We start from the raw sequence: 18,651 nt of genomic DNA, 5'->3' as shown, positions 1-18,651 counted from the left end.
TGGAGGAACCTGGCCCCGCTGCCTCTCGTGAGGAGCGTTCCCTTGTCATCCCGCACACGATTCCGCACACCCGCCGTGGTCCTCACGGCGCTCGTGACCCTGATCATCGGCGTCCTCGGCATTGCGCCCGCGCAGGCTGCCGTCAACACCAACCCCAATGCGCAGACCTGGAAGGTCCTCGTCGGCAACCAGACGCCGGACATGGCGATCCAGGGCATGAGGTTCCTCCCAGGGGAGATCTGGATCCATCAGACCGATTCGATCAACTTCGTGTCCAACAGCGCCGAGATCCACACTGTTAGCTATGGCACGCCGCCCCTGCCCCCGACATCGATCGCGAATCTGGAGGCGGACGCCTTCACACCCGTCGGCGGGCCAGTTTTCGACCCGACGGCGCCGTGGACGAATTCGGGCATTCTCGCGCCGCCGGTGCCTCATGCGCCTTTCATTCAGTCGTACCAGCTCAAGTTCGCCGCGCCCGGTGACTTCACGTTCTACTGCCTTATCCACGGCGAGATGATGAACATCGTGGTGCACGTGATGAACAAGCAGGCTACTCTCCCGCACAAGCAGGCTTACTACGACTGGCAGGCGAGCGTCCAGAGCGGCCAGATCATTGCCGACGGCCTGGCTCTCGAGGCAAAGACGCTGGCCAAGTCGAGCCCGACGCACATATTTGTTGGGGCGATGGACGACCAGGCGATGGTGATGCGGTTCATGCCGTCGCCCGACGCTGTACGGAAGGGGACCACGGTCACCTTCGACATGAGCGCCAACCAAGGGGTCGTCCCGCACACGGTGACGTTCACGGACCTCAAGCAGGGAGGCAAGCTGGTCGACTCGGGCGTCTTGCTTCCGGCCTTCGCAGGCGGGCCGTCCACGTTCAACGTGACCTTCGACCAGACCGGCATATTCCACTACCTCTGCGAGTTCCATGACGACATGGGCATGGTCGGCCAGGTGATCGTGACGCCTTAGGGCATACACGGTCACACACGACCGGACCGAACGACCGCGGCGCCTCACCCTGCGAGGGTGAGGCGCCGCCGTCGTGCGAGACTCACCGCGCGAGCCGGACCGAGGGGATCCTCTCGTTGAGGATGCCGACGGCGGTCGGCGGCATCTCGCGGTCCGTCACGAGACAGTCAACCTCGTCGAGGGCGCAGATGCTGCCGATCCCCTGGACGCCCCACTTGCTGTGGTCGGCCACGACGACGACGCGGCGGGCCGCGGACGCGAACGCCTCGTTGGTCTCGGCCTCGAGCAGATTGGGAGTGGTGAACCCCGCGCGCTCGTCGATGCCATGGACGCCGAGGAAGAGGATGTCGAGGTGGAGCCGCCGGACCGACGCGGTGGCGAGGGGCCCGACGAGGGCGTCCGACGGTGTGCGCTGGCCCCCCGTGAGGAGGACCGTGGACCCCGAGGACGACGTGCTGAAGGCCTCCATGACGCGCACGGAGTTGGTCAGGACCGTGATCCGCGGTCCCGCCGCGAGGGCCTTCGCGAGGACCCACGTGGTGGAGCCAGCCGTGATACCCACGGCCATGTCCTCGGTGACGAGCGAGGCGGCCTCGCGGGCTATCGCCTCCTTCGCCTCAAGATTCTGGGTCGACTTGAGCGCGAAGCCGGGCTCGTGCGTGCCACCCTCGCTGGGGACCATGACTCCGCCGTGCACGCGGGTCAGCTGGCCCGCGTCGCTCAGGGACTCGATGTCCCGCCGGATGGTGACGGCCGAGACACCGAGCCGCAGGGCGAGGTCGGCGACCTTCACGACGCCCTCCCGCTGTACCGCGTCGATGATGGCTGAGTGCCGCGCCGCCGCGAGCATCGTCAGCCCTTGCTCGAGCCGAGCGTCAGTCCTGCCACGAACTGGCGCTGGAGCAGGAGGTAGATGACGAGGGTCGGGATCACAGTGATCGTGGCTCCCGCCGCGAGGAGGTTGTAGTTGCTCAGGAACACACCCTGGAGATTGTTGATCGCCGTGGTCACCGGCAGACGGTCGCCGCTCTGGATGAACAGCAGAGGCCAGAAGAAGTCGTTGTAGACGAAGATGACCTCGAGCGTCCCGAGGGCGGCGAAGGCCGGCCGGCACAAGGGCATGATGATGGACCAGTACTGCGTCCAGATGCCCGCGCCGTCCACGAGGGCGGCCTCCGTGAGGTCCTGGGACAGCGCCTTCATGTAGTTGGACAGCACGAAGGTGCAGAAGCCGATCTGGAACGCCGTGTCCACCACGATGACCGAGATGTACGTGTTCAGCAGGGAGCCCGAGTCACTGAACCAGTAGGGAAGGTCCAGATGCTTGAACATCTGGAACAGCGGCGCCGCGAGCACTTGCGGGGGCAGGAGATTGCCGGCCGTGAACAGGATGAGCAGGGTCACGTTGAACTTCCAGCTCACGCGGCTCACCGCGAACGCCATGAGCGAGGCGAAGAACAGTGTGAGCAGCACGGTCGGGACGGTGATGATCACCGAGTTCCAGAAGTACTTCGAGAAGCCGCCCTGATTCCAGGCCGTGACAAAGTTGTCGAAGTTGTAGGGCCCGGCGAGGCTGAAATAGCCATGCTCATTGGTCGACTCGATGGGCCGCAGAGCCGTGTAGAGCGACCAACCCAGGGGCAGGAGCCACATGACGGCGAGGACGAGCAGAACGAGGTGGGTCGCGTAATGCCGCTTGGCCTTCGAGCCGGGCCGTGCGGACGGGCCCGCCACGGGGACCCGTGTGGTGACTGTGGTCATGATTCCTTGGCCTCCTTGCCGAAGGTCCGCGAGAGGTAGAACGTGATCGGCACGAGGGAGATGACGAGCAGGATGGTCGCGAGCGCGGAGCCGACACCGATGACCTGCCCCTCGCCGACCAGGTTCTGGATCACGAGGGCGGAGATGAGCTCGAGCCCGTTGGTGCCGCGGTTGATGACGTAGACGATGTCGAACGCGCGTAGGGACTCGATGATCGTGATGACCACGATGACGATGTTGATCGGCCGCATCGCCGGGAACACGACGCGGAAGAACGTCTGCGCGGCGTTGGCGCCGTCGAGGGCGGCGGCTTCCTTCAACGCAGGGTCGACGCCCTTGAGCCCCGCGAGGTAGAGGAGCATGACGTAGCCCGCGTGGCGCCATGTCGCGGCGATAAGCGCGGCCCAGATGTTGACGTTGCTGTCTCCGAACCAGTCGACGGCCGCGGGGGTCCCCGCGGTGCCGAGGAGGAAGTTGAGTAGGCCGTTGTCGCGCTGATAGAAGAGCTGCCAGATCACGCCGACGAGCGCGAGGGAGAGCATCACCGGGACGAAGAAGATGCTCTGGTAGATCCGGCTCCCGCGGATCTTCTGGTCGAGCAGCACCGCGAGCAGGAGGCCCAGCGGTGTGGCGATCAGCGCGAGGAAGACGAGCCACAGGATGTTGTGCTGCACGGCCGGCCAGAAGGGCGGGTAGTCCTGGGACACGAACTTGTAGTTGTCGGTGCCCGCGGCGCGGATGTCGGTGAGGTCGAGGCCGCTCCAGCGGGTGAAGCTGAGGCCGATCGAGAAGAGCGTGGGGAGCCAGACGAAGGCGAGTTCGATGAGCGTGGGGACCGCGACCATGACGGCAAGGATGACCTTGTCCCTGGTCGAGAGCCGGCGGACTTTGCGGGTACGGGGCATGGCGGATTCCTGCGGTGGGAGGACCGTGCGCGGTCGGGGTGGGCCGCCCGCGCACGGTCGCTGCGATGGGGCGGGACGGCTACTGGGCCGCGTAGAGTGCGGCGGCCTGGGACTCGAGGTTCTTGATGTCCACCGAGCCGTCCTTGATGAACGCCTGGAGGGCGGGGATCATCACGTTGTTCGCCATCGCGGGCAGCGCGTCGCGGTCGAAGAACTGGCTGATGTGCTTCGCGTTGGAAATCGCGTCTGCGCACTTCTTGTTCAGCGGTGTGAACTTGGACGTGTCCCCGCCCTTGGCGGTAGCGATGTTCGACGAGTCGACTGCATAGTAGGCGTTCTGCGCCTCGGGTGTGCCCAGGAACGCGAGGAAGTCCTTCGCGGTCTGGTTCTGGCCGCCCTTCTTGGACAGGAGGAGCCCGTCGATCGGGGCCTCGATGGCGTCCTGCCCTTCGACGGCGATCTCGGGGAACGGAAAGAAATCGATGTCGGCGAGGACCGCGGCGTCCGTGAACTGCTGGGTCACGAAGGAGCCGAGGAGGTACATGCCGGTCTTCTTGTCGCCGAGGAGCTTGGCCGCGTCCTGCCAGGTCTGGCCGAGCGCTGCCGGGTCCTGGTAGGGCAGGAGGGCCTTCCACGTGTCGAAGACCGACTGGACCTTGGGCTGGTTCCACGATTCCTTGTGGGCGCACAGGTCCACATGGAACTGGTAGCCGTTGAGACGCATGTTCATGTAGTCGAAGGTGCCCATCGCCGGCCAGCCGTCCTTGTCGGCGAAGCCGATCGGGATGATGCCATCCGCCTTCATCTTGGCGGCAAGGGTCTTGAGCTCATCGAAGGTCTTCGGGACGGCGTAGCCCTTCTCGGCCCAGAAGCTCTTCCGGTAGAAGAAGCCCCACGGGTAGTTGTAGTTCGGGACGAAGTACATCTTGCCGTCCGGGCCGGTTGAGGCCTTCTTGAGGGCGTCTGAGTAGTTCGCGCCGATCTTCTCCCACACGTCGTCGATCGGTGCCAGGAGCCCCTTTCCGGCGTAGTACTGCATGCGGTAGCCGGCGAACCATGTGAACGTGTCGTCGGGGCTGCCCTGAAGGTACGAGTTGATCTTGTTCTGGAAGTCGTTGTGGGGAACGACGTTGGTGGTCACGGTGGCACCCGACTTCTTCTGGAACGCGTCCACGACTGCCTGGTAGGCGCGCTTGGGAACGTCGTCGGAGGCGGAGGAACCGAAGGACACAGTCTTCGACCCGGAACTACCGCCGCCGGGCGCCGATCCGCCCGTGCACGCGGAGAGGAGCGGGACGCCCGCGAGGCCCACGGCGCCGACGCCGAGGGTCTTGAGGAGCGCCCTGCGGTTCATCAGGGAGGGCGGGAGGGTGATCTGGGCGGAGGAACCGCTGCGCTGCGTATTCATGTGCTTCTCTCCTCGGATGGAGACGCCGTCACCTATGACGTGCGTCACATAGTGGATATGGTAGGTGGGCAGAAACGTTCATAAAAGATCAGAAACGAAAGTGTGATGGTGCTGTGACCTGAAGGTCAGGGCGTGGTGGGGTCGAGGCGCACGACGGCGACTCCGCCCCCGGGGATGTTCAGCTCGCCTTTCGTCGGGGTGCCCGAGAGGAGCTCGGTTCCGCTGGCCGATACCCGCGCCTCGCCCGGGCCGTGGTTGATGGCGAAGAGCCATTCGCAGTCCGCCGAGCGCCGGACCACGAGCTCGAGGTCCGGGGACTCGAGGAGCTGAGGGTCAGGGGCGATTCCCGCGGCGTCCAGGACCTGGGGCAGGAACGCGGCCAGAGCGTCGTCGTCCGGCGTCGTGGCGACGTAGAACGCGTGGCCTGAGCCGACGGCGTTCCGCGTCACGGCGGGGGAGCCCGCCGTCGGACCCTCCTCGAAGCGTGCCAGTGTCTCGGCCGTCGTCGCGCGTCCGAGCTCGCTCCACCGCCTACCCAGTCCGGTGCCCAGCGAGACGGTCTCGTCCGCCCGCAGGGGGAAGAACTCCTCCATCTCAACGCCGAGCATCTCGCGGAAGGCGCCCGGGTATCCGCCGCCGGTGAGGGGATCCATGATGATGTGGTCGTTCTCGTCGACGATGCCCGAGAAGTAGGTCACCACGAGCGTGCCGCCGCCCTCGACGTACCGCCGGAGACTGGCTGTGCCGGCCGCGGTGACGAGGTACAGCATCGGGGCAACGACCAGCCGGTAGCCCGAGAGGTCGTCGGTGCTCTGCCGCACGTCGGTGGTGATTCCCGAGCGGTAGAGGGCATCGTGCCATTCGCGCAGCTCCCGGACGGGTTGAGCCTCGACGCTCGGGTGCGAGTCGAGCTCAGCGCCCCAGGGCGCGTCGGTGTCGAACACGAGCGCGGCCTCGGCGGCCACGCGCGATCCCGCAACCTCGGACACCGCCCGGAGCGCGCGGCCGAGCTCGACGACCTCCCGCCACACCTTCGTCTCCGTCCCGGCGTGGGGCACCATGCCGGAGTGGTATTTCTCTGCGCCGGCGCGCGAGGCGCGCCACTGGAAGAACATGATCCCGTCGGCACCGCGGGCGAGGTGCTGCATTGAGTTGCGGAGCATCTGGCCCGGCGCCTTCGCGATGTTGCGCGGCTGCCAGTTCACCGCCGAGGTCGAGTGTTCCATGAGCAGCCACGGCGCGCCCTGGGCCCAGCCGCGCGTGAGGTCGGCCGTGAGCGCGAGCTCCTGATGGTTCCTCAGGTCCTCTGCGATGAGGTAGTGGTCATTGGAGACCACGTCCATGCTTGGGGCCCAGCGCCAGTAGTCGATCGGCGCCGCGAGGCCCATGTTCGTGCCCATGAAGTTGGTCGTGACGGGCTTGTCCGAGTGCGCGCGGAGGATCTCGGCCTCGGCCTCGAAGCACTCGAGGAGCGAGTCCGAGGAGAAGCGTGCGAAGTCGAGCTGGTGCGTCGGGTTGACCCACGTGCCCGAGTGGCGCGGCGGCATGATCTCGGTCCACGCGTAGTAGTGCTGCGACCAGAAAGCCGTGCCCCACGCGTGGTTGAGGGCCTCGATGGTGCTGTACTTGCGCTCGAGCCACGCGCGGAAGCCGCGCTCGGCGTGCGGTCCGTAGTCCGGCTGGTTGTGGCAGCCGTACTCGTTGTGCACGTGCCACATGGCCAGGGCAGGGTGGGACGCATAGCGTTCCGCGATCGCGGTGGTGAGCGCCGCGGCGGCGCGGCGGTAGTCCGGGGAGCAGGCCGCGAAGGCCTGCCGGGAACCGTGGGTCTGGCGGACTCCGCGCGCGTCCACGGGTGCCGAGTCAGGGTACTTCACCGTGAACCACGGTGGAGGCGAGGCGCTCGCGTTCGCGAGGTCCACGGCGATGCCGTGGGCATGCAGGAGGTCCATCGCGTCGTCGAGCCACCCGAACTCGTAGCGGCCCTCCTCGGGTTCGAGGAGGGCCCACGAGAAGATGCCCAGGCTCACTAGGTTGACGCCGGCCTCGCGCATGAGCTCGACGTCTCGGTCCCACACCTCCCTCGGCCACTGCTCGGGGTTGTAGTCCGCGCCGTAGGCGATGCGCGGAGTCCCGTCGCCGAGGCGCCGGGTGAGGTTGTTCATATCCATGGGGCGGGTGTTCCTCTGCGTCGAGGGCGTGGAGGGCGGTCACGTGGAGCCGATCCATGTGACTGCCGTCACGCCAGACTAGAGCATTGGAACACAGATGTGAACAGAAACAGACAGAACTATTCAGAAACAAACTCTGATGGGTCGTGGCCCGGGCGCTGCGAGCCGAGGATGCGCGCGCGCAGCCGCTGCGCTGGCCGCTCCACCGCGAGGCAGCTGAGCAGGCCGAGCGGCCACACGACGGCGAGTGCGATGGCGGCGAACGCGAGAGGCGATACATGCGCGGGGACCCGTGCTGCCGCGAGGAGTTGCTGGACGGGCCACCCGTAGATGTAGATGCCGTATGAGATGTCCCAGCGATTCCCCACCCGCGACCGGACAGATCCCGCGCACAGCACGAGGTAGGCGAAGGGCAGCGGGGCCAGGGCGGTCCCGTAGCCGGTGGCCAGTGCGCCCCAGACCGCCAGGCTCGCGGCAGCGGCTGGTACGACACCCACCCGCAGCTGGTTCCGCAGGGTTGCCAGGAGCGCGCCGGCCAGGAAGACCGCGACGAAGGGGAGGACGAACTCGGTGCGGTCCGAGCCGTACCCGCTGCCGAGGATCTTCCCGGCGACGGCCCCGGAGAACAGCGCGAACAGGAACAGGATCACGATGCTGTGTGGCGCGCTGCCGCGTTGTGCCCACCCGTGGTGTGCGCTGCCCGATGGCGTCGTGCCGGGCGAGGCCCTCCTGACGGCGTAGACCGCAACCGCAACGAGGACGTAGCACAGCACCTCCCACGTCAGCGTCCACAGGGGTCCGTCCCAGTCCGAGGGATCATGGTTGCCTGCGAGGGAGGTCCCGATCGGCGGTGTCCTCGTTGTCCCGATGACGAGCGTGAGGGCCGCGGCCACGAAGGCCAGTGCGCCGCGCACCTCGTAGCGTCCCTGGGTGAGAAGTGCACCGATCGGGGCCGCGATGAAGGCGACCGCCAGAGCCGCGACCGCGAGGCCGGGATAGATGCGGGTCCACCGCGCCGCGACGAATGCCAGCATGGTGGAACGCTCGGCGCTGACCGTGATGAGGTACCCCGAGATCGCGAAGAACCCCATCACGGCCGCCGTGCCGAGCTTGATCCCGTACCACGCGGGCTCCGGTCCGTAGCCGCCGAGCCACCATGCGTGGGAGACGATGACGGCCGCGGCGAAGACGAGGCGGAGCCCGTTGAGGGCGTTGGCCCGGGAGCCCAGGGCCACCCCGAGGGTCCGTGACCCGAACAGCCCGGGCACCATGCCTACTCGGTCGCCGCGATCTCGAGTAGAAGCGCGTGCTCCGGCCGCAGGACGGGCAGCGGCAGGCCGACCTCCGCAAGGAAGCGGCCACTCGCGGTGGCACCCTCGGCGAGCCATGCAGGCGGCACGACCTGGGTGAACGTGTTGGCCAGGTCTGCGTCGTCGGACGTCGGCAGCGCGGCGCGGACGCGGTACGTCCGCTCGGGGTCGAGGCCCGGGATACCCACGCGGCCGGGCATCTCGGCCGAGAGCGTGCCCAAGGCGACGGCCGCGAAGAGCCCCGACGCGCCGTCGTGCGCGACGACGCCGTGCAGCGCGAGGTTGGGCTCCGCGAGGTCCGCGTTGACGCGGACCCCCGAGTGCAGGAGCCCCCGGTGCGCCTTGTACAGCGCGATGGCCCGCTGGAGCGTCCCGCGCTCGGCGGGCGTGGCCTGCCGGATATCCCACTCCATGCCGAAGTGTCCGAACAGCGCCGTGATCGCGCGGAATGAGATGTCGTGGATCCGGCCCGTCGTGTGGGAGTGGGTCGGCCCGATGTGCGCCCCGACGAGCTCGGGCGGGAGCACGGCCTGGGTCCATCGCTGGATGGTCTGGCGCTCGAGGGCGTCGTTGCAGTCCGAGGCCCACACGCGATCCGTGCGCTGCAGGATGCCCAGGTCCACACGGGCCCCGCCGGACGAGCACGACTCGATCTCGACGCGGGGATGCGCGGCCTTGAGCGCGTCGAACAGCCGATACGCCGCGAGGGTCTGCTCGTGGACCGATGGGCGGCCCGCGTGTCCATGTTCGGTCAGGTCCCGGTTCTGGTCCCACTTCAGGTACGCGATGCTGTTCTCGGTCAGGAGGGTGTCGAGCCGCTCGAAGATGTACTGCCAGGCCTCGGGGTTGGCAAGGTCGAGGATGTGCTGGTGGCGCCACTCGAGCGGAAGGCGGCCGCCGTCCTTGTGGGACTTCGCCGCGGGGCCCACGATCCACTCCGGGTGGGCTCGCGCCACGTCGGAATCGAGGTTGACCATTTCGGGCTCGACCCAGAGCCCGAACTCCATGCCCAGCGCGTTGACGCGCTCGATGAGCGGGGTGAGCCCCTCGGGCCATACCGTCTCGTCGACGTACCAGTCGCCGAGGCCCGCGTGGTCGTCGCGGCGCCCACGGAACCAGCCGTCGTCGAGCACGAAGCGTTCGACGCCGAGCTCCGCAGCCGAGTCGGCGAGATCGAGGAGGGGTTCGAGGCGGTGGTCGAAGTACACGGCCTCCCACGTGTTCAGGACCACCGGGCGCTGGCGGGCTGCGTTGTGGGCAGTGGGCCCAGCGTGCTGCGGGCGTCCGCGGAACCAGCGGTAGAAGGCATCGGTCACGCCGTCGAGGCCGTGGTCGGAGTACGCCGCGTAGAGCACGGGCGTGCGGTAGCTCGCCCCGGGTGCCAGCACCACCTCGCCCGAGCCGAGGAGCTCGGACGCGCCGAGCATGCGCCGGCCGTCCGCGAGTGTGTCGAGGTACTGCTCATGGTTGCCGGACCAGCCGAAGTGGACCGCCCACACGCGGCCGGCCCGGTTGGAGAAGGCCGCCGTGCCCGCAGCCACGAGCAGCGATGAGTCATGGCCCGTGCGGCCGTGCCGGCCCGAACGCACCCACGTGCCCTGCCGGATCGCCTGCCGCTGCGGATGGTTCTCGCGGCACCACCGGCCGGTGAGGTCCAGGAGTTCGACGGCGTCCCCCGGCACCGGGAGCACAGCGCCGAGCTCGTCGAGGCTGTACGCGGTGGTGCCCGTATTGGTCAGCTCGTGCGAGAGCTCGAGGAGTCCGCCCTCATGGAGGAGCAGGTCGGAGGCCACGCTCAGCCCCGATTCGGGGTCGGACTGGACGATCCTCGCGCCGAGGCCGTCGAGGGTCGACTCAGCCGAGACCACGCGGAAGGCGGGGGAGAAGGAGAGGCCGGGAACGCCGTCGCCCGTCCGGCTGCCGCGGACCGCGGGACGCCCCAGCCACCCCGACGACGCCTGCGGAAGGAGGCCCGCGACCACCGGCACGTCGAGTGCCGAGTGCGGGATCGGCGGGGTCAGGTCGGCGAGGTCGGGGAGGGCCTCGCCGAGGTCGGCGCCCCAATGGACGATCTCGGCCTCGCCGGAACCGAAGGCGAGGAGCAGGCTGGTACCGGCGGAACGGAGGTGGAGGGGGTCCATGGGGTTCTTTCGACGGTGGGGCGGGCGGTACGGGGGGGCTTGAGTCCAGAGTAGGGGCCCGGCGCGGGCCGGGCCCCTAGGGCCGGATCGATCGGAACCGACGATCTGGCCTACTGGAAGAGCGCGTTGACCTGGCTGTTGGCGTCGGTCAGGGAGCTCGCGGGCGACTTGCCCGAGAAGACGGCGTCCATGGCCGGCTTCATGATGCCGTCAACCTTCGCAGCGTTCTCCGTGATGGGGAAGAGGAACGTCGTGTTGTCCTTCACCTGCTGGGTGAACGGGGTGACGTCGATGCCCTTGGCCTTGAACGCTGCCGACGCCTTGTCGGCGGCCTCCGAGATTGCGGGGAAGACGACGGCCTTCGCCGCGACGACGTCCTGGCAGGCCGGGGACCCGAGGTACTCGACCCACTTCGTCGCGGCGGCCGGGTTCTTCGTGGCGGCGTTGATCGAGTCGGCGAGGCCGTTGTACATCGAGGCGCGCTTGCCGTCAGGGCCGGTCGGCGTCGGGGCGATGCCGACGTTGATGCCCTTGTAGCCGAAGTACTGGCCGATCATCCACGAGCCGTTGGCGTTGATCGCGGCCTTGCCAGCGCCGAAGGCATCGGGCATGGAGGCGCCGACCGTCGTCTCGAGCTTGGGCATGTAGCCCTTGTCGATCATGGAGTGGAACCAGGTGATGGTGTCCTGGACCTTCTTGTCGTCGAAGTTGAAGTGCGTCCCCCAGGGGTTCTTGTCGGTGTGGGTCCAGCCGGTGGTCCCGGTCAGCCAGCTCCACTCGGTCTGTCCCTCGGAGGCGCCGGAGCCGGCGAGGCCCACACCGTAGACGGCCACGTTGTTCTTGTCGAAGCCCGCCTCGTCGCCGCGCTTGCCGCTCGTGTCCACGGTCAGGTGGGCGATCGCCTTCTCGAACGTGCCGCCGTCCGTCGGGTTCCATGAGAGGCTTCCCACCTGGTCGGCGGTGAGGCCGGCCTTGGAGATGAGGTCCTTGTTGTAGAACAGCGAGATCGTGTCCCAGTCCTTGGGCAGGCCGTAGCGCTTGCCGTCCTGGCCGACCCAGAGGTCGGCGAGGCCCTTGTTGTACTGGCCGAGGTTGACGTTGTCGGCCTTCACCGCGTCGTCGAGGGAGAGGAGCTGGTTGTTCTTGACGAAGTCGCCGTACTTGGAGAGGTGGTCCGTGAAGACGTCAGGCCCGTTGCCGCCGACGAACCCGTTGGTGATGTTCGTCCAGTAGTCGTCCCAGCCCGTCTGGGTGACGTTGACCGTGATGTTGGGGTTGGCCTTGTGGAAGTCGTCGGCGCACTGCTGGTAGGCGGGGAGCTGGTTGGCGTCCCACAGCCAGTAGCTGATGGTTCCGCTCGCATCGGAGTTGGCCGACGCGTTCTGGCTTCCACCGCCGGCGCAGGCGGAGAGGGCGAGGGCTGCGGCAGCGGCAACGGCCGCGGCACCGAGTGCTTTCTTCATGGGGGGTCCTTTCAGGACAGGGAGGGGGTGGCCCGCGGCGTCATGCCGAGTGCCTGAGGGGGAGATTGAGCTGGGTGGGGCTACTTGATGCCCGAGAAGCCGATCGAGTTGACGATCTTCTTCCCGAAGGCGATGAACAGCAGGAGGATCGGCAGCGCCGAGATCAGGGTGGCCGCCATGAGGCCGGACCAGTCGGGGGCGCCCTGAGGCGACTGCGACTTGAAGACGCCGAGCCCGACGGTGAGCACTCGGACCGCTGGCGCGTTGCCGACGAGGAGGGGCCAGAAATAGTCGTTCCAGGCGGCGATGAACGTGAGCAGGCACAGGGTCGCGAGCGGACCGACGGCGTTGGGGATGACGATCTGGAAGAAGATCCGGCCGTGCTTCGCGCCGTCGAGCATGGCGGCCTCCTCCACCTCGCGGGACATGCCGAGGAAGAACTGCCGCAGGAAGAACACCGCGAACGGGGTCATGAGCATCGTGGGCAGTGCGATCCCGAGGTAGGTGTTGAGCAGGCCCATGTTCTTGATCAGGAGGAAGTTGGGCAGCGCCGTGAAGATCCCCGGGACGAGGAGCGTGCCGAGGAAGAGCGCGAACACCTTGTTCCGGCCCTTCCACTGGAGCCTGGCGAACGCGTAGGCGGCGAGGGCGCTGAAGAAGACCTGGGAGGCGGTGATCAGGGTCGAGACGATGACCGAGTTCAGGAGGTACTGCCAGAAGCTGATCGAGGCACCGGATCCGCCTTCGGCCTGTGCTTGGGCGGTGGACTGCAGGCCCAGGACTCTCGCGAAGCCACCCCAGGTGAAGTCGGCGGGGAGGAGGTCACCCGAGTGGGTGGCGAGCGAGTGGTTGTTGGACAGGGCGGTCCGCAGCATCCAGAGGAACGGGCCGAGCGTCACGATGATCGCGAGGATCAGCGCGGCCCAGGTTGCGATGCGACCCCAGTTGAGAGGGCGCCGGCCTGTTGCGCGGCGGGAGGCGGGAGCGAAGGTGGTCATGACATGTCCTCTCAGGCCAGGTCGTTCTCGTTGCCGCGCAGGAACTTCATCTGGAGGAACGCGACGACCCCCAGGATGATGAACAGGATCACGCTCAGCGCCGAGCCGTAGCCGAAGTCCTGCTGTGTGAACGCGCGCTGGTAGATGTAGTACTGGATCACGCGGGAAGCGTTGATCGGGCCGCCCTGCGTCGTGACGGCAACGGTGTCGAAGATCTGGAACGAGCCGGTGACGGTGACCACGAGGACGAGCAGGAGCACCGGGCGGAGCAGGGGCATGGTGATCTTCCAGAAGGTCTGCCACTTGCTCGCGCCGTCGAGGTTCGCCACCTCATAGAGATGGCCGGGGATCGCCTGGAGGCCGGCGAAGAGCAGAAGCGCTGTGTACCCCATGTGGCGCCAGACGTTGACGAAGGCAATGGTCGGAATCGCCCAGAACTCGTTGCCGAAGAAGGCGACCTTGGGAATGCCGAGCCACTGCAGCATCTGGTTGACGATGCCGATCTGGTAGTCGAGCATCCAGAACCAGAGCAGGGCGACGATGACGTTGGCAACGAGGTACGGCAGCAGCAGGATCCCGCGGATCACCGTGGATTTGGCCACGTGGTACATGAGGAGGGCGAGCCCGAGTGCCACCACCGTCTGGACGACGATGTTGAGGAGGACGTACTCGAGCGTGACGCCCATGGAGTTCCAGAAGAGCTTGTCCTGGAAGATCTTGACGTAGTTCTTGACCCCGACCCAGACCGGGTTCCCCAGGATGCTGTAGTCGGTGAAGCTCAGGTAGATCCCGCGAATCGTGGGGACGAGGTAGAAGAGCACGAACCCCACGAGGGCCGGTGCGACGAAGATGAGCGCGACCCGAAGGTCGCCGCGGCCGCGACGGCGGACGATGCGTTGGCTGCCTCCGGAATCGGCGCTGGGCCGCGTCGGTTTCCGGGGCCCCACTGAGGTGGTCGTCATTGGTTCCTCGCTGTGATGTGGATAACAAGTGACCCAAAATCTACACGAGTAACTTTTGGAATAGCAAGAGGCTTTCCCGGAAAACATGAGGTCTGGCTTCAGTGGTGGAGAAACTGTTGACTCGAGTAGATTCGGATGCGAAACTTCCCGCATGACTCACACCACAGGCTTCACCCTCGGCGTCGTCGGAGCGGGCCAGTTCTCGGGCCAGTTCTCCAAGCTCTTCAACGCCCACCCCGGCGTCTCAGCCGTCTACGTGACCGATGTCCTCGCGGAGCGCGCCGATGCGCTCGTCGAATCACAGGGACTCGCGGGCACGTTTGCCAGCTTCGAGGACATGCTCGCGAGCAGCGTGGACGCCGTCGCGATCTTCACCCAGCGGTGGACCCACGGTCCGCTCGTGGTCCAGGCGCTGCGCGCCGGCAAGCACGTCTACTCCGCCGTCCCGATGGCCATCAGCCTCGGCGAGATCGCGGCGATCATCGAGGCCGTCCGCGAGACCGGCCTGACCTACATGATGGGCGAGACAAGCTACTACAACCCGGCTACCGTCTATGCGCGCCAGCGCCGGGCGGAGGGTGCCTTCGGGCGGATCTTCTACGCCGAGGGCGACTACGTCCACGACATGGACCTCGGCTTCTACGATGCCTACCAGTACAGCGGCGGCCCTGACTGGAAGCAGACCGCCAGCTACCCGCCCATGCTCTACCCGACCCACTCCGTGGGCGGCGTGATCGGGGCGATCGGCTCCCACGCTGTGAGTGTGAGCTGCATCGGTGTGCGCGACGACCGCGGAGACGGCGTGTTCGACCGCGAGGTGAGCATGTTCGACAACGACTTCTCCAACGCCTCCGCTCTCTTCGAGCTCGCCGGCGGCGGGTCCATGCGGATCAACGAGTTCCGGCGCGTCGGGTACCCCTCGCACCTGCGTGAGAGCCGCTTCCGGTACTTCGGCACCGAAGGCAGTTTCGAGCAGCTCGTCGGCTCTGCCGTATGGCAGGACAAGGAGGGCTTCACCGACGTGAGCGAGCTCGTGGAGACGGCGGCGACGCTCGACGCCGACGACCCCTCGCTCGCCAACGTCGCCCCCGCGCTGCGGGACGCCTTCGTCTCGGGCCTCGCCCCCGTGCACGACGCCGGGCGGCTGCCGCGGGAACTCCGCGGCATGCCCAACGGCCACGAGGGAAGCCACCACTTCCTCGTCGACGACTTCGTCCGCGCGGTCACCGAAGGCGGCCTCCCGCCGGTCAACGCGTGGGAGGCCGCTCGCTACACCCTCCCGGGCATCATCGCCCACCAGTCCGCGCTCGCGGGCGGCGAGCGCCTTCCGATCCCCGACTTCGGCGACGCGCCGGGTGACGTGCCCGCCCACGTTGGAGCGCCGTCGTCCGCCATTCCGGGGGAGCCCCGCGGCTAGCATGGGGGCCATGCCGCATATCCCCGCCGCCGCGAAGCCGACCGCCACCCGCAAGGACGTGGCGCGGCTCGCGGGGGTGAGCACCGCGGTCGTGAGCTACGTGGTCAACGGGGGGCCCAAGCGGGTCTCCCCGGCCACGGAGGCGAAGGTGCGCGACGCCATTGCCGCGCTCGGCTACCGGCCGAACGCGGCGGCGCGCGCGCTCAAGCTAGGCTCGAGCGAGATGCTCGGGATGATCGTCCCGGACACGACCAACCCGTTCTTCGTGCTGCTCGCACACGCTGTCGAGGTAGCCGCCGCCGAACGGGGCTACGCGCTGCTCATTGCCAACTCGGACGCGTCCGTCACCGCTGAGCGACGCCACGTTGAAAGCCTGGCGAGCAGGCGCGTCGACGGGGTGTTCCTCTCAAGCGTCCTGTTCGAGCCGGACCTGCGCGACCTCGAGGCCGCAGACATCTCCGTCGTGCTGCTCAACCACAGCACAGACAGCCCGGGCTTCGCGTCGGTGGGCGTAGACCTTCGCGGGGGCGCGCGCGTTGCCGTCGAGCACCTTGCGGGCCACGGGCACCGGGACATCGGCCTCGTGATGGGGACCAGCACCGGAGGCGGGCAGGATGCGCGCGAGGTCGGTTGGCTCGAGGGGATCAGGGCTGCCGGGCTCGTGCCCGGCCCGATCGTGCGAGCGCCGTTCCGGCGCGAGGACGGTTATCGGGTGGGACTCGAGCTCGCCGCGTCCACCGATCGGCCGACGGCGCTCTTCGCGAGCTCGGACATCCTCGCTGTGGGGCTCCTGCGGGCCTTCCACGAGTCCGGTGTGCGCATGCCTGAGGACATCGCCATCGTCTCGTTCGATGGCTCGCCCGAGGCGGAGTTCAGCTGGCCCGGCCTCACGACCCTCGCCCAGCCGATCGAAGAGATGGCCCGTGCAGCGGTCGAGGCTCTCGTGGGCGATGGCCCCGCGAGCAACCGCATCTTCCCGCCGACCCTCGTGCGCCGCGCCTCGTGCGGGTGCCAGGCCTCCGATCCGCTGACGCCACGGACGACGGCGGCGCCTCACCACTTGGGGTGAGGCGCCGCCGTCGGGCGTGGCTGCGTTCCCTACTTGCGCAGGTCCTGGGCGATCTTGTGCATGACGCTCGGATCGGCGAGGGTCGTGGCGTCGCCCGGGTCGCGGCCCTCGGCGACGTCCTTGAGGAGTCGGCGCATGATCTTGCCGGAGCGGGTCTTGGGCAGTTCGGGGACCACGAGGATGTGCCGCGGCTTGGCGATCGGGCCGATCTCGTGGCCGACGTGGTTGCGGAGGGTCAGCACGATCTCGCTGGCCGCATTCTCGCCCGTCGGAAGATCCGCCTCGCCGCGCAGGATCACGAACGCGACGACGGCCTGGCCGGTCGTCTCGTCCGCCGCACCGACGACCGCAGCCTCGGCGACCCACGGGTGGGACACGAGCGCGGATTCGATCTCGGTCGTGGACAGGCGGTGGCCGGAGACATTCATGACGTCGTCAACGCGGCCGAGGAGCCAGATGTCGCCGTCGTCGTCCTTCTTGGCGCCGTCGCCCGCGAAGTACATGCCATCGAAACGGGACCAGTAGGTGTCCTTGAACCGCTCGGGGTCGCCCCAGATGGTGCGGAGCATGGCCGGCCACGGCTCGCGGATCACGAGGAAACCTCCGTGGCCGTCCGGGACAGACTGCCCGGCCTCGTCCACGACATCCACGGCGATGCCGGGCAGGGGGACCTGCGCTGAGCCCGGCTTCGTCGCCGTGACGCCCGGGAGCGGGGCGACCATGATCGCGCCCGTCTCGGTCTGCCACCACGTGTCGACGATGGGGGCCTGACCGCCGCCGATCACGTCGCGGTACCACATCCACGCCTCTGGGTTGATCGGCTCGCCCACCGAACCGAGCACGCGGATCGAGGAGAGGTTGTACTTGGCGGGGATGTCGGAGCCCCACTTCATCATGGTGCGGATGGCCGTCGGCGCGGTGTAGAGGATGGAGACCTTGTACTTCTCGACGATCTCCCACCAACGGCCCTGGTGCGGCGAGTCCGGCGTGCCCTCGTACATGACCTGGGTCGCGCCGTTGACGAGCGGCGCGTACGTGACGTACGAGTGGCCAGTGACCCAGCCGATGTCCGCGGTGCACCAGTAGACGTCCGTCTCGGGCTTGAGGTCGAACACCGCCGAGTGCGTGAATGCGGTCTGGGCCAAGTAGCCGCCGGTCGTGTGCAGGATGCCCTTGGGCTTCCCCGTGGTTCCGGAGGTGTAGAGGATGAAGAGCGGGTGCTCGGAATCGTGGCCCACCGCGGTGTGCTCAGGCGAGGCTGCCTCCATCACCTCGGACCAGCGGAGGTCCCGGCCGTCGGTCCACGCGACCTCCTGCTTGTTGCGCTCGACGACGACCACGTGCCGGACCGTGTGCCCGTCCTCGGCGAGGGCCTCGTCCACGGCCGGCTTGAGCGCACTCGGCTTGCCTCGGCGGAACGTGCCGTCCGCCGTGACGACCAGCTTGGCCTCGGCGTCGTCGATGCGGGAGCGCAGCGCCTCGGCGGAGAAGCCGCCGAACACCACGGAGTGGACCGCGCCGATGCGGGCGCACGCAAGCATCGTCACGACGGCCTCGGGGATCATCGGCAGGTAGACGGCCACGCGGTCGCCCTTGGCCACGCCGAGCGCCTCGAAGGCGTTGGCCGCGCGCTTGACCCGCTCGGTCAGATCCGCGTACGTGATCGTCTCCGTATCGCCCGGTTCGCCCTCGAAGTGGATCGCGACGCGGTCTCCGAGGCCGTTCTCGACGTGCCGGTCCAGGGCGTTGTACGCGGCGTTGACCTCGCCGCCCACGAACCACTTGGCGAAGGGCGCGTCCGACCAGTCCAGCGTTTCGGTGAAGTCCTTGGACCACGTCAGATGCGTGCGGGCCTGTTTGGCCCAGAAGGCCAGACGGTCGGAATCCGCTTCGGCGTAGATGTCCGCGTGGACGTTCGCGGCCGCGGCGAACGCCTCGGACGGGGCGAACTTGCGCTCCTCACGGAGCAGGTTCTCGAAAGCGTCTCCGCTGACGGTTTCGTTGGACATGGATGTCCTTTCGGCTCGTTCCTCGCATGGTCCAACCGACACGTACGGCCCCCGGCGAG

14 protein-coding genes are annotated in these 18,651 nt (G+C 67.7%); 3 read left to right on the top strand and 11 right to left on the bottom strand.

What is annotated here, in order from left to right; all coding sequences use genetic code 11:
- The first annotated feature begins 42 nt into the window (after nt 1–42).
- Complete coding sequence (locus AB5L97_RS15555) at nt 43–978, top strand: cupredoxin domain-containing protein (RefSeq protein ID WP_369045337.1); 936 nt, start codon at nt 43–45, stop codon at nt 976–978.
- A gap of 82 nt (nt 979–1,060) precedes the next feature.
- On the opposite strand, the gene AB5L97_RS15550 is transcribed toward AB5L97_RS15555, so the two are convergent.
- The 10 genes from AB5L97_RS15550 to AB5L97_RS15505 all read right to left on the bottom strand — a co-directional run bounded on the left by AB5L97_RS15550 (nt 1,061) and on the right by AB5L97_RS15505 (nt 14,097).
- A complete protein-coding gene (locus AB5L97_RS15550) occupies nt 1,061–1,828 on the bottom strand; it encodes a DeoR/GlpR family DNA-binding transcription regulator (protein ID WP_369045336.1) in 768 nt (255 codons plus the stop codon).
- A gap of 2 nt (nt 1,829–1,830) precedes the next feature.
- Nucleotides 1,831–2,739 carry a carbohydrate ABC transporter permease gene (locus AB5L97_RS15545; protein WP_369045335.1) on the bottom strand — a complete coding sequence of 303 codons (909 nt, stop codon included), beginning with the start codon at nt 2,737–2,739 and terminating at the stop codon, nt 1,831–1,833.
- A complete protein-coding gene (locus AB5L97_RS15540) occupies nt 2,736–3,644 on the bottom strand; it encodes a carbohydrate ABC transporter permease (protein WP_369045334.1) in 909 nt (302 codons plus the stop codon). The genes AB5L97_RS15545 and AB5L97_RS15540 overlap by 4 nt, the downstream gene beginning before the upstream one ends.
- A gap of 79 nt (nt 3,645–3,723) precedes the next feature.
- Entirely contained in the window at nt 3,724–5,052 is a 1,329-nt protein-coding gene (locus AB5L97_RS15535) for an ABC transporter substrate-binding protein (RefSeq protein WP_307958936.1), read from the bottom strand.
- A 125-nt stretch (nt 5,053–5,177) separates the two neighbouring features.
- Nucleotides 5,178–7,223, bottom strand: coding sequence for a beta-galactosidase (locus AB5L97_RS15530; protein ID WP_369045332.1), 2,046 nt, complete (start codon nt 7,221–7,223; stop codon nt 5,178–5,180).
- A gap of 119 nt (nt 7,224–7,342) precedes the next feature.
- Nucleotides 7,343–8,494 (bottom strand): acyltransferase family protein, encoded by a 1,152-nt coding sequence (locus AB5L97_RS15525; protein WP_369045331.1) that lies wholly within the window; start codon nt 8,492–8,494, stop codon nt 7,343–7,345.
- A gap of 2 nt (nt 8,495–8,496) precedes the next feature.
- Complete coding sequence (locus AB5L97_RS15520) at nt 8,497–10,674, bottom strand: alpha-galactosidase (protein ID WP_369045330.1); 2,178 nt, start codon at nt 10,672–10,674, stop codon at nt 8,497–8,499.
- A gap of 110 nt (nt 10,675–10,784) precedes the next feature.
- A complete protein-coding gene (locus AB5L97_RS15515) occupies nt 10,785–12,137 on the bottom strand; it encodes an ABC transporter substrate-binding protein (protein WP_369045329.1) in 1,353 nt (450 codons plus the stop codon).
- Between the two features lie 80 nt (nt 12,138–12,217).
- On the bottom strand, nt 12,218–13,135 hold the full coding sequence (locus AB5L97_RS15510) for a carbohydrate ABC transporter permease (protein WP_369045327.1): 918 nt from the start codon (nt 13,133–13,135) through the stop codon (nt 12,218–12,220).
- 11 nt (nt 13,136–13,146) lie between these two features.
- Nucleotides 13,147–14,097 (bottom strand): carbohydrate ABC transporter permease, encoded by a 951-nt coding sequence (locus AB5L97_RS15505; RefSeq protein WP_369045326.1) that lies wholly within the window; start codon nt 14,095–14,097, stop codon nt 13,147–13,149.
- A 151-nt stretch (nt 14,098–14,248) separates the two neighbouring features.
- On the opposite strand from AB5L97_RS15505, the gene AB5L97_RS15500 reads away from it, so the two are divergent.
- Together AB5L97_RS15500 and AB5L97_RS15495 are read left to right on the top strand one after the other, a co-directional pair.
- Nucleotides 14,249–15,514, top strand: coding sequence for a Gfo/Idh/MocA family protein (locus AB5L97_RS15500; protein ID WP_369045325.1), 1,266 nt, complete (start codon nt 14,249–14,251; stop codon nt 15,512–15,514).
- A 1-nt stretch (nt 15,515) separates the two neighbouring features.
- Nucleotides 15,516–16,583, top strand: a complete 1,068-nt coding sequence (locus tag AB5L97_RS15495; protein ID WP_369045324.1) for a LacI family DNA-binding transcriptional regulator — start codon at nt 15,516–15,518, stop codon at nt 16,581–16,583.
- A 29-nt stretch (nt 16,584–16,612) separates the two neighbouring features.
- On the opposite strand, the gene acs is transcribed toward AB5L97_RS15495, so the two are convergent.
- The gene (gene acs / locus AB5L97_RS15490) at nt 16,613–18,592 is read right to left on the bottom strand and encodes an acetate--CoA ligase (RefSeq protein WP_369045323.1); all 1,980 of its coding nucleotides are present in this window, start codon (nt 18,590–18,592) and stop codon (nt 16,613–16,615) included.
- Nucleotides 18,593–18,651: the final 59 nt, after the last annotated feature.

Source organism: Sinomonas sp. P10A9 (assembly GCF_041022165.1).
Taxonomy (GTDB): domain Bacteria; phylum Actinomycetota; class Actinomycetes; order Actinomycetales; family Micrococcaceae; genus Sinomonas; species Sinomonas puerhi.
Note: the sequence above shows the minus strand (reverse complement) of the source record. Positions and strands in the feature narration are given on the sequence as shown.

Excerpts from the sequence above, each read along its gene's own strand:
- AB5L97_RS15510 (WP_369045327.1), bottom strand. The coding sequence starts at position 13,135 with ATGACCACCTTCGCTCCCGCCTCCCGCCGCGCAACAGGCCGGCGCCCT.
- acs (WP_369045323.1), bottom strand. The coding sequence starts at position 18,592 with ATGTCCAACGAAACCGTCAGCGGAGACGCTTTCGAGAACCTGCTCCGT.
- AB5L97_RS15520 (WP_369045330.1), bottom strand. The coding sequence starts at position 10,674 with ATGGACCCCCTCCACCTCCGTTCCGCCGGTACCAGCCTGCTCCTCGCC.
- AB5L97_RS15500 (WP_369045325.1), top strand. The coding sequence starts at position 14,249 with ATGACTCACACCACAGGCTTCACCCTCGGCGTCGTCGGAGCGGGCCAG.
- AB5L97_RS15545 (WP_369045335.1), bottom strand. The coding sequence starts at position 2,739 with ATGACCACAGTCACCACACGGGTCCCCGTGGCGGGCCCGTCCGCACGG.
- AB5L97_RS15550 (WP_369045336.1), bottom strand. The coding sequence starts at position 1,828 with ATGCTCGCGGCGGCGCGGCACTCAGCCATCATCGACGCGGTACAGCGG.
- AB5L97_RS15540 (WP_369045334.1), bottom strand. The coding sequence starts at position 3,644 with ATGCCCCGTACCCGCAAAGTCCGCCGGCTCTCGACCAGGGACAAGGTC.
- AB5L97_RS15515 (WP_369045329.1), bottom strand. The coding sequence starts at position 12,137 with ATGAAGAAAGCACTCGGTGCCGCGGCCGTTGCCGCTGCCGCAGCCCTC.
- AB5L97_RS15535 (WP_307958936.1), bottom strand. The coding sequence starts at position 5,052 with ATGAATACGCAGCGCAGCGGTTCCTCCGCCCAGATCACCCTCCCGCCC.
- AB5L97_RS15505 (WP_369045326.1), bottom strand. The coding sequence starts at position 14,097 with ATGACGACCACCTCAGTGGGGCCCCGGAAACCGACGCGGCCCAGCGCC.
- AB5L97_RS15495 (WP_369045324.1), top strand. The coding sequence starts at position 15,516 with ATGGGGGCCATGCCGCATATCCCCGCCGCCGCGAAGCCGACCGCCACC.
- AB5L97_RS15530 (WP_369045332.1), bottom strand. The coding sequence starts at position 7,223 with ATGGATATGAACAACCTCACCCGGCGCCTCGGCGACGGGACTCCGCGC.
- AB5L97_RS15525 (WP_369045331.1), bottom strand. The coding sequence starts at position 8,494 with ATGGTGCCCGGGCTGTTCGGGTCACGGACCCTCGGGGTGGCCCTGGGC.